This is a genomic window from Streptomyces pathocidini (assembly GCF_001418495.1).
Taxonomy (GTDB): domain Bacteria; phylum Actinomycetota; class Actinomycetes; order Streptomycetales; family Streptomycetaceae; genus Streptomyces; species Streptomyces pathocidini.
This window is the reverse complement of sequence record NZ_LIQY01000347.1, coordinates 1-9793: the sequence shown is the minus strand read 5'-3', so window position 1 is coordinate 9793 and position 9793 is coordinate 1. Positions and strand designations below refer to the sequence as shown.

Annotated in this window: 10 protein-coding genes; 7 read left to right on the top strand and 3 right to left on the bottom strand. The window is 70.9% G+C overall.

All coding sequences use genetic code 11. The features are described from left to right. A partial coding sequence (locus tag AOK16_RS16950; RefSeq protein ID WP_240483612.1) for an SAV2148 family HEPN domain-containing protein occupies positions 1–637 on the bottom strand: 637 nt, incomplete at its 3' end. A 455-nt stretch (positions 638–1092) separates the two neighbouring features. On the opposite strand from AOK16_RS16950, the gene glgX reads away from it, so the two are divergent. Continuing rightward, positions 1093–3207: a glycogen debranching protein GlgX gene (gene glgX, locus AOK16_RS16945; protein ID WP_055473084.1), complete on the top strand. Its 2115-nt coding sequence runs from the start codon at positions 1093–1095 to the stop codon at positions 3205–3207. Positions 3208–3328: 121 nt separating this feature from the next. On the opposite strand, the gene AOK16_RS16940 is transcribed toward glgX, so the two are convergent. Both AOK16_RS16940 and AOK16_RS16935 read right to left on the bottom strand, forming a co-directional pair. Beyond that, on the bottom strand, positions 3329–3616 hold the full coding sequence (locus tag AOK16_RS16940) for a DUF397 domain-containing protein (protein WP_055473083.1): 288 nt from the start codon (positions 3614–3616) through the stop codon (positions 3329–3331). Next, positions 3598–4440, bottom strand: coding sequence for a helix-turn-helix domain-containing protein (locus AOK16_RS16935; protein ID WP_055473082.1), 843 nt, complete (start codon positions 4438–4440; stop codon positions 3598–3600). Before AOK16_RS16935 ends, AOK16_RS16940 begins: the two co-directional genes overlap by 19 nt. 169 nt (positions 4441–4609) lie before the next feature. On the opposite strand from AOK16_RS16935, the gene AOK16_RS16930 reads away from it, so the two are divergent. The 6 genes from AOK16_RS16930 to treY form a co-directional block, all read left to right on the top strand. Continuing rightward, positions 4610–4831 carry a hypothetical protein gene (locus AOK16_RS16930; RefSeq protein ID WP_055473081.1) on the top strand — a complete coding sequence of 74 codons (222 nt, stop codon included), beginning with the start codon at positions 4610–4612 and terminating at the stop codon, positions 4829–4831. Next, positions 4831–5229, top strand: a complete 399-nt coding sequence (locus tag AOK16_RS25780) for a hypothetical protein (RefSeq protein ID WP_240483611.1) — start codon at positions 4831–4833, stop codon at positions 5227–5229. The genes AOK16_RS16930 and AOK16_RS25780 overlap by 1 nt, the downstream gene beginning before the upstream one ends. A gap of 269 nt (positions 5230–5498) precedes the next feature. Continuing rightward, positions 5499–5771, top strand: coding sequence for a putative ATP-grasp-modified RiPP (tgmA, locus tag AOK16_RS16920; RefSeq protein WP_240483610.1), 273 nt, complete (start codon positions 5499–5501; stop codon positions 5769–5771). Positions 5772–5782: 11 nt separating this feature from the next. Next, entirely contained in the window at positions 5783–6769 is a 987-nt protein-coding gene (tgmB, locus tag AOK16_RS16915; RefSeq protein WP_055473079.1) for an ATP-grasp ribosomal peptide maturase, read from the top strand. Beyond that, entirely contained in the window at positions 6762–7883 is a 1122-nt protein-coding gene (tgmC, locus tag AOK16_RS16910) for an ATP-grasp peptide maturase system methyltransferase (protein ID WP_055473078.1), read from the top strand. Before tgmB ends, tgmC begins: the two co-directional genes overlap by 8 nt. Positions 7884–8070: 187 nt before the next feature. Beyond that, positions 8071–9793, top strand: a 1723-nt coding sequence (gene treY / locus AOK16_RS16905; protein ID WP_055473077.1) for a malto-oligosyltrehalose synthase, incomplete at its 3' end; no start/stop codon positions are given.

Sequence of the window (9793 nt, the reverse complement as noted above, 5' to 3'; positions counted from 1 at the left end):
CGTCGACCGGCAGCCGGTCGGCGGACGGCGAGGACGCCCCGCTGCCCAGGATCTCCAGCAGCCGTGCGGAGGCCCGCTCGGCCTGGGCGAGGACGGTCTCGGAGAGCGCGCGGTTGCGGGAGACGACGTTGCGCGCCACCTCCAGTTCGTCCAGGGCGAGTTCGAGGTCGCGCCGGTCGTCCAGGTAGGGCTCGAAGCAGGGCCAGTGCTGCACGATCAGCTCGCGCAGCTGCGGCAGGGTCAGGAAGCTGAGGACGTTGTCGTCGGCCGGGTCGAGCAGGTAGCCCTTGCGCCGGCTCACCTCTCGTACGGCCACGGCGCGCTGCACCCACTCGTGTCCGGCGGGCCCCGCGGCGGCGACCACCCACTCGTCGCCGTGCACCGGTTCGTAGACGGGCCGCAGGACGGCGGCCACGACGGCCCGCAGGCGCTGCTCGACCAGGTTCAGCCAGATGTAGGCGCGGCCGGCCCGCCGGGCGCGGGTGCGCACCTCGCTCCAGGCCTCCGCACCCCAGTCCAGCTCGGCTCCGATCTCCATCGGCCGCGCCAGGGACACCGCGCCCGGGGGGACGTCTCCGGGATCGCCCTGCCGGCCGCCGTCACCAGGGGGCAGCTCCAGTCCGCCGCCCGAGCTCACCTGCGCACCGCCTTCCGCCCCCCGAACCTTCCGCGCTTCCCGCGCTCCGACGACCGCGCGGCGGCCGCTTCAACAACCGCCCCGGCTGCCTTTTCCGCCCCCGACGACCCTTCCGCCCCCATCCACGATCAAGGAAGGGTACTGCGTGGTAGCGCACCGTGCATCCTCATCGGTTGACTCGTCCACCAACTCTCCTCAGCCGTCGGCGGGTTGGTCGGAGAGGCCCGCGGAATCGGCCGAGTTGAGAGGCCCACCCGGGGTCGAGAGGGCGCGCGGGAGGGGAGAGAAACGTTCACTCGTACGATGGGCGGCCCCGCGGCGGCGGATTCCGCGGTCACCCGTTAGGACCAGCCGTTGTCGTAGGAGGTTTCCCTCCTATCCAGGAAGATCTGACCATCCAGGAAGATCTGACGAAAGAGCCCCGCAAGTCCGCTGATTGGGGAAGAGTCGACATCATGCAGGTGTGGCCGGGACAGGCTTACCCTCTCGGCGCCACTTACGACGGCGCAGGGACCAACTTCGCGGTGTTCTCCGAGGCCGCGCACCGGATCGAGCTGTGCCTGCTGCACGACGACGGCTCGGAGACCGCGGTGGAGCTGCGCGAGTCCGACGCGTTCGTGCGCCACGCCTACCTGCCCGGGATCATGCCCGGGCAGCGGTACGGCTTCCGCGTCCACGGCCCGTACGAGCCGGCGCGCGGGCACCGCTGCAACTCGGCGAAACTGCTGCTCGACCCGTACGCGCGCGCCATGAGCGGCGAGATCGACTGGGACGAGGCCGTCTACGGCTACCCCTTCGGGCGGCCCGGCGAGCGCAACGACCTGGACTCCGCGCCGCACACGATGGCCTCGGTCGTGGTCAACCCGTACTTCGACTGGGGCGACGACCGGCCGCCGCGCACCGATTACCACCGCACCGTGCTGTACGAGGCCCATGTGAAGGGCCTGACGATGCTGCACCCGGCGCTGCCGGAGGAGCTGCGCGGCACGTACGCGGCGCTGGCCCACCCCGCCGTCATCGAGCACCTCACGGAGCTGGGCGTCACCGCGCTGGAGCTGATGCCGGTGCACCAGTTCGTGCACGACAACCGGCTGGTGGACGCCGGGATGGCGAACTACTGGGGCTACAACACCATCGGCTTCTTCGCCCCCCACAACGCGTACGCGTCCTGGGGCGACCGGGGCCAGCAGGTGCTGGAGTTCAAGTCGGCGGTGCGGGCGCTGCACCAGGCGGGCATCGAGGTCATCCTCGACGTGGTCTACAACCACACGGCCGAGGGCAACCACCTCGGTCCGACGCTGTCCTTCCGGGGCCTGGACAACGCCTCGTACTACCGGCTCGCCGAGGACCAGCGCTACTACATGGACACCACCGGGACCGGGAACTCCCTGCTGATGCGGAGCCCGCACGTGCTCCAGCTGATCATGGACTCGCTGCGGTACTGGGTGACCGAGATGCACGTGGACGGCTTCCGCTTCGACCTGGCGGCGACGCTGGCCCGGCAGTTCCACGAGGTGGACCGGCTGTCCTCGTTCTTCGACCTGGTGCAGCAGGACCCGGTCGTCAGCCAGGTGAAGCTGATCGCCGAGCCCTGGGACCTGGGCGAGGGCGGCTACCAGGTGGGGAACTTCCCGCCGCTGTGGACCGAGTGGAACGGCAAGTACCGCGACACGGTGCGGGACCTGTGGCGCGGCGAGCCGCGCACGCTCGCCGAGTTCGCCTCCCGCCTCACCGGCTCCTCCGACCTCTACCAGGACGACGGGCGGCGGCCCAACGCCTCCATCAACTTCGTCACCTGCCACGACGGGTTCACCCTGCGGGACCTGGTCAGCTACGACCAGAAGCACAACGACGCCAACGGCGAGGACAACCGGGACGGCGAGAGCCACAACCGGTCCTGGAACTGCGGAGCCGAGGGCGAGACCGACGACCTCGGGGTGCTGTCGCTGCGCGGCCGGCAGCAGCGGAACTTCATCGCGACGCTGATGCTGTCCCAGGGCGTGCCGATGCTCAGCCACGGCGACGAGTTCGGGCGCACGCAGTACGGCAACAACAACGCGTACTGCCAGGACAACGAGCTGGCGTGGGTGGCCTGGCCGCTGCCGGACGATGACCGCAGGCTGCTGGAGTTCACCCGCGCCATGGTGTGGCTGCGCCGCGACCACCCGGTGTTCCGGCGCCGCCGCTTCTTCCACGGCAGGCCGGTGGAGGGCACGCACGACGAGCTGTCGGACATCGCCTGGTTCACGCCCGAGGGCGAGGAGATGACACAGCGGGACTGGCAGGCGGCGTCCGCGCGCTCGCTGACGGTCTTCCTCAACGGGCACGCGATCTCCGAGCCGGGGCCGCGCGGGGAACGGATCAAGGACGACTCGTTCCTGCTGATGTTCAACGCGAGCGACCAGCCGAGGGACTTCGTGGTGCCGGTCAACCACGGCCGCCAGTGGCAGGTCGTCGTCGACACAGCCCTGGCGGACGGGGTGGAGCCGGGCGCGGGCCGCAAGGTGAAGGCGGGCGACTCCCTGACGCTGATCGACCGCAGCCTCACCGTGCTCCAGCGCCCGGCGTAGCGCCTCGGGCGCCGACGGCGGGGACGACCGTTTGTCGGCGCCGGGCTGTCGCGCGGTGGCCCGCATGACGACGGCCCCGTCGTCATGCGGGGCCGTTGTCATGCGGGATCTGGTGCGGTACTCAGGCGGAGAACTCTCCACCCTTGACGGCGTCGACGAACGATGACCACGCGCCCGACTCGAAGACGAGGGCGGGGCCGTGCGGGTCCTTGCTGTCGCGTACGGGGACGACGGCGGGGAAGTCGTCGGAGACCTCGACGCACTCGCCGCCATCGGTATTGCTGTACGAGGACTTACGCCAGGTGGCGGCGCTCAGGAAGTCGTCGGAGACCTCGATGCAGTTGCCGCCGTCGGTGTTGCTGTAGCTGGACTTGCGCCACGTCACGTTGCTCAGGTCGATGGCTCGCACGGAACTTCCTCCAACATCCGCAAGATGAGCTTTCGCGATTCCGCCGGGGACAGCGCGAGGTCGCGCATCGCATCATATCTGCGCTGCAGGCCCTCAACCGCATCGTTTTCTTCCATCAGTTCGCCCCGTACGTCGTTCTCGGTGTAGGCGACGGTGCGGTTGTCCCGCAGCCGCAGGAACATCACGTCGGTGTTCATCAGGCCGTGCAGCCCGGCAGTGAACGGCAGCACCTGGATGGTGACGTTCGGCCGGTCGGCCATCTCCACCAGGTGTTCCAGCTGTTCCCGCCACCCCTGAGCGCTGGGCTGCGACGTGCGCAGCGCCGCTTCGGACAGGATCGCGCGGAACGGCGGTGCGCCCGCGCCCTCCAGTAGCTTCCTACGCCCTGTGCGCGCGTCGACCTGCTGGTTCAGCTCCTCGCCCCACAGGCCACCTGCCTGCAGCGCCGCCCGCGCATACCCGCTGGTCTGGAGCAGGCCAGGCGGTGCGCTCACGGAGTATTGCCAGAGGCTCACCGCCTCAGCCTCCAAGGACATGTACCGGCGGTACTGCTCCTTGAACTGCGTGGGATCACCCAAGGCGAGTTCCCAGAGTGTGAGCAGCAGGTTCCCCGTCCCGTAGTGCTGGTCGAGCGCCTGCACCACCTCGGGCCCGCCGAGGGTCTCGCCGCTCTCCATCTTGCCGAACAGCGACCAGTCCCAGCCGAGGACTTCGCCGAGCCTGCGCAGACTGTCGCCGCTCTGTGCCCGGAGTAACCGGAGCTCTTCGACGAACCGTCGTCGTGGTTCCTGGCTTCGACCCGTGACCACCCGTCTCGGCGGCATGACGTGCTCCTCCGTGGAAGGTGTGGAAGTACCGTCGCGCAGCCGGTGAAGTACCGCTCGGCGGCGGTGTTCGTCCCCTGTTCCGGGTCCATGCTCGTAGTGCCCGGAACACGCACAGTAGTCCAACCTCCGTATGGCACGCAGGGGTTGACTGGACGGAACGGAAGCCATGACGACGCAGCGACACACGGTCGGGAAGGCACGAGAAGCCGAGGAGGCGCGCGACGCGCTCGCGGTGGCGCTCGAACGCGCCGGGCTCCGACTCCCGTCGCTTCAGGTGGACGCGGCCACGTACGCGGATGCGGTCCCTCGTCCTCTGGTCGACCTCGGGCGGTGTCCGCCGAGCGTCGCTCTCGCCCTCGCGGCCGTCATCGAGAAGGGGGCGGCGTGATGTTCGTTCCGGCCGGTGAGCGTCCGTGGCGCGACGCGTGGCCGTTGGTCGCGCAGGTCGGCGACGGTAACGCGTGGCTGACGGGGGCGTGTTGGCTGTTCTGCCGCCGTGCGGGCGTGGCGGTGCTGTGGGTCGGCTCGGTGACCACGCCCGGTGCGACGGGCGACGCGTACGCCTGCGGCCCGTGCATCGCGGAGCTCGACCACATGGTGCGCATCCAGGCGCACGACCGGGACGGGCACGGTGACCGCGCCGCGCTGCCCGCCACGCTCGCTGTGCCCGCCCATGCGCCCTCGCCGCGCCCCCTGCCCACGGAGGGTTCCAGCGGCCGTCACCGCGCGCCCCGCCGGGGCCGTTTCCTGTCTGCCGCGGCCCTGCCCGTAGGGGTGGCGCCATGACCGAGACCAAGACGTGTGAGCACCGGCAGACCGAGAAGCGCGAGGGCAAGACCTACTGCCGGGACTGCAAACGACAGATCTACCTGTGAAGACTCCGCCCCCTGCCAGGGATGACTGTTGACGGTTCTCCCACACCGAAAGCCCCCGGCAGGGGAGCGGGAACCACCCCGCCCCGGTTGGATCATCCGCCCGCAACCTCTGGCCAGGCCGGGCGCCAACCGGGGCGGGTCCCGCACGAAACCACCGTACGAATCGATCAAGGAGGAGATGTGCAAACGAGCCTCGCAGGCATGGAGACCGCCGCACCAGTCCCGTGGGGGCTGCGCCGTATGGCTCCGCTGCGCAACGGTTCTCCCTCGCCGTGGCGGTACGCGGGCATTGACCCGGCCACGCAAACCGGCCGGTGGGTCGGGGAGGACGGAGCGATGGCGCCGGCCGAACTCGGCAAGCACGGAACGAGCGTGAACACCTACCCGCCCACGCAGGTCGGCAAGGACGGCAAGGTAGATGCCGACTCCGGCCACGACGCGACACAGGACTAGGGGGTAGCGCCATGGACGGACGCCCGGTGCTGGTCTGCACGGAGTACGAAGACGCAACCGCTGATCTGGTCATCGCGGAACTGAACCGGCGCCGGGTGCCCGTCCTCCGGTTCGACCCGGGGCGCGACTTCCCGGCGCCCACGGTGCTCGCCGCACGCATCGGGGCTGGGGGCACATCCCGGACGAAGTCTGAGGGAGGATTGCACGGGCGGCTGACGGTCGGGGAGCGTACAGCCGACCTTTCCACCGCACGCGCCCTCTACCACCGTCGGCCGAGCCCCTACCCGACGGGTAGCGGCGAGCAGGCGGCCCGGTTCGCCGCTCAGGAGAACCGGCGCGGCCTGGGCGGCGTGCTGGGCGCGCTGCCGGGGTGCCTGTACGTGAGCCACCCGCAGGCCATCGCGCGGGCGGAGTACAAGCCCGCGCAGTTGGACGCGGCGACCAAGGTAGGGCTCACGGTCCCGGCCACCCTGATCACGAACGACCCGGGGGAGGCCAAGGCGTTCTGCGCCGAACAGCCCACGATCTACAAGCCGTTGCACGCGGGGGCGTACGAGGTCGGGGGCGAGCCCGCCGGAATCTGGGCCGCCCCGGTCGAGGCGGGCGAGGTCGACGGCGCGGTGAGCCAGAGTGCGCACCTGTTCCAAGCGCAGGTGCCCAAGGTGGCGGACGTGCGAGCGGTCGTCGTCGGCGAGCAGGTGTTCAGCGCGCGAATCACCGCGCCGCCCGGAGTCGTGGACTGGAGAGCCGAATATCAGAGCCTCACCTATGAGCCGGTCGCCTGCCCGGAGGAGATACACGGGGCGTTGTTGCGGTTCCTCGCAGACTTCGGGCTGAACTTCGGCGCCTTCGACTTCGCCGTGACCACGGATGGCGGATGGTGGTTCCTGGAGTGCAACCCCAACGGCCAATGGGCATGGCTCGAAGACGCGGTCGGACTCCCGATCACCACCGCAATCGCAGACCTGTTGGAGAACGGAGCGAGCCGGCATGAGTGACCCCTTGCAGTCGAAACACCTACGGGCCGACCTCGCGCAGCGCCTGTCCAAGACCGGTGCTTTGCGCAGGCCGGAATGGGAAGCGGCCGTCATGTCCGTGCCCCGCGAGGCATTTCTCTCACGCGGCTGGTTCGAGTACGAAGACGGCGGCTGGTACCGGCCCGCAGCCGGAGACTCCCCGGAAGGACTCGCGCGGATCTACGAAGACGACACCCTCGTGACGCAGGTCGCCGGGGGCGTCTTCCCCGACCAGGTCGAGGGGCGCATCGCCGCGGCCCCCTCGTCATCGTCCACCCTGCCGAGCCTGGTAGTGCGGATGCTCGAAGACCTGCGGGCAACCGAGGGGACGCGCGTTCTGGAGATCGGCACGGGCACGGGCTACTCAACCGCACTGCTATGCCATGTCGTCGGCGAGGACAACGTGACCACGGTCGAGGTCGACGCCGAGGTGTCCGCCCGTGCCGGGATCGCGCTCGCGGGCGCCGGGTACTGGCCCGCCCGCGTGGTCGGTGACGGACTGGCGGGCTACAAGGAGGGCAGCCCGTATGACCGCGTGATCGCCACGTGCGGCGTGCACACGGTGCCGATTGACTGGCTCGCGCAGACCCGGCCCGGCGGTGAGATCCTGGTCACGGTCGGCGGATGGATGCACGCATCCGAACTCGTACGGCTCACGGTCGCCGACGACGAAACGGCCAGCGGCCCGGTACTCGGCGGACAGGTCTCGTTCATGCTGGCCCGCCCCCACCTTCCGCCCCCGCCGGGCATCCTGCCGAACCTCAGCGAGGGCGACGCGGTTCCCGCCGTATTGGGCGCGGATGTGCTCGACGACTGGACGGCCCGGTTCGTCGCGCAGTTCGCCGCGCCGCGCGCACAGCGGCTCACCTTGGTGCGCGACGGCCGGACGGAACACGTCGTGATCGACGTGGACGCCGAGGCGTGGGCGGTCCTCTTCCAGGACGACGCGCGGTGGATGGTCCGACAGGGCGGCACGGCGCGCCTGTGGGACGAGATCACCCAACGCGTGACCCAGTGGCAGGCGGACGGACGCCCGCCCGCCGACCGTATGCGGCTGCACGTCGGCCCCAACGGGCAACGCCTCACCTGGGCGTGACCGCGAGCTGAGGCGTTCTCGCCGGGGAGGGCGCGGCTGGGTCGCCAGTCACCGAGTTTCCCGTGCGCGCCACGTCGAGCGGGCGAGCGGCCCCGGGTGGACATGCGCCTGCCCCGACTGCGCGAAACCGGCACCTGTCTGCACGCCCCGGTGCGGAAAGCCCGCGCCGGGGCGTGGAGCCGTATCCATGACGCATAAGCCGCCGTCCGCCCCCACCGCCACCTACCGTCTCCAGATCCAGCCTGCCTTCCCCTTCTCCGCCGCCGCCGAGGCCGTGCCGTATCTGGCCTCGCTCGGGGTGTCGCACCTGCATCTATCGCCGGTGCTGGAGGCCGTTCCGAGGTCGGCGCACGGGTACGACGTGGTGGACCACACGGCCGTACGGGCCGAGCTGGGCGGGGAGGAAGGACTGCGGGCACTGTCCCGTACGGCGCGGGGGCACGGGCTCGGCCTGGTGCTCGACATCGTGCCCAACCACATGGCGGTGCCCACGCCGGAGTGGCTGAACCGGCCGCTGTGGGAGGTGCTGCGGGAGGGGCCGGAGTCCCGTTACGCCCGCTGGTTCGACATCGACTGGGAGCGGCACGGCGGGCGGGTGCTGCTGCCGGTCCTCGGCGGGCGCCTCGGCGCCGAGCTGGCCGACCTCCGGCTGGACGGGGACGTGGTGCGCTACCACGACCACGCCTTCCCGGTGCGCCCCGGCACCGCCCACCTGCCGCTGCCGGAGCTGCTGGACGCCCAGTGGTACCGGCTCGCCTGGTGGCGGCTGGCCCGCACCGAGCTGAACTACCGGCGGTTCTTCACCATCTCGGGCCTCATCGGCGTACGCGTGGAGGACCCGGAGGTGTTCGAGGCGACGCACGCGAAAGTGCTCCAGCTGCTGCGCGAGGGCGTGGTGGACGGGCTGCGGATCGACCACCCGGACGGGCTCGCCGACCCCGCGGCCTACCTGCGGCGGCTGGACGAGGCGGCGGGCGGGCGATGGACGGTCGTCGAGAAGATCCTCACCGGCGAGGAGCAGTTGCCCGGCAACTGGCCGGTGGCCGGGACGACGGGCTACGACGCGCTGCGCCGCATCGACGGGCTCTTCGTGGACCCGGCCGGAGAGGCCGAACTCCTCGCCGCCTACCGAGGTTTCACCGCCCAGCCGCCCGACCGCGGCGGCGACTGGGCGGCGACGGCCAGCGCGGCCGCGTACGAGGTCGTGACCCGCGAGCTGGCCGCCGAGGTCTCCTGGCTGACACGTCTGGCGACCCGCATCTGCGCGGCCGACCGCGCGCTCCGGGACCACGCGAGGTGGGCGCTGGAGGCCGCGATCCGCGAACTGCTCGTGCGGGTGCCGGTGTACCGGCCGTACGCGGTGGTGGGCGAGGAGGTGACGGAGGGCGACGCGGAGCTGATCCGGGCGGCGGCAGAAGGGGCACGGTCCGCCTTCGCCGTACCGGAGGAGGCGGAGGCCGTGGATCTCGTACGGGATCTGGCGCTGGGGCTCGCCGGTACGTCGCCCGAACACGCCGCGTTCTGCGCCCGGTTCGCCCAGACGTCCTCGGCGCTGCGGGCCAAGTCGATCGAGGACAAGGCGTTTTACCGATACGTGCCGCTGCTGTCGGCCGGAGAGGTAGGCGGCGAGCCGGGCCACCCCGCGGTGTCGCCCGGGGAGTTCCACGCCTTCTGCTCCGCGCTCCAGCACGACTGGCCCCTGACCGGCACCGTCCTGTCCACCCACGACACCAAGCGCAGCGCGGACGTCCGGGCGCGGCTGGCACTGCTAATCGAAGTCCCGGACGAATGGGCTGAGTTGGTCGAGCGCGCGACGAAGGAGACGGCACGCGGCAGCGCGGCCGCACCGGACCGGCACGTGGCGTGGGTGGCGTGGCAGGGGGCGTACGGGCTACTGGGCGCGGAGGGGG

Coding starts and splice junctions, on each gene's coding strand:
- glgX (WP_055473084.1), top strand. CDS start 1,093: ATGCAGGTGTGGCCGGGACAGGCTTACCCTCTCGGCGCCACTTACGAC.
- tgmC (WP_055473078.1), top strand. CDS start 6,762: ATGAGTGACCCCTTGCAGTCGAAACACCTACGGGCCGACCTCGCGCAG.
- AOK16_RS16935 (WP_055473082.1), bottom strand. CDS start 4,440: ATGCCGCCGAGACGGGTGGTCACGGGTCGAAGCCAGGAACCACGACGA.
- tgmB (WP_055473079.1), top strand. CDS start 5,783: ATGGACGGACGCCCGGTGCTGGTCTGCACGGAGTACGAAGACGCAACC.
- AOK16_RS25780 (WP_240483611.1), top strand. CDS start 4,831: ATGTTCGTTCCGGCCGGTGAGCGTCCGTGGCGCGACGCGTGGCCGTTG.
- AOK16_RS16930 (WP_055473081.1), top strand. CDS start 4,610: ATGACGACGCAGCGACACACGGTCGGGAAGGCACGAGAAGCCGAGGAG.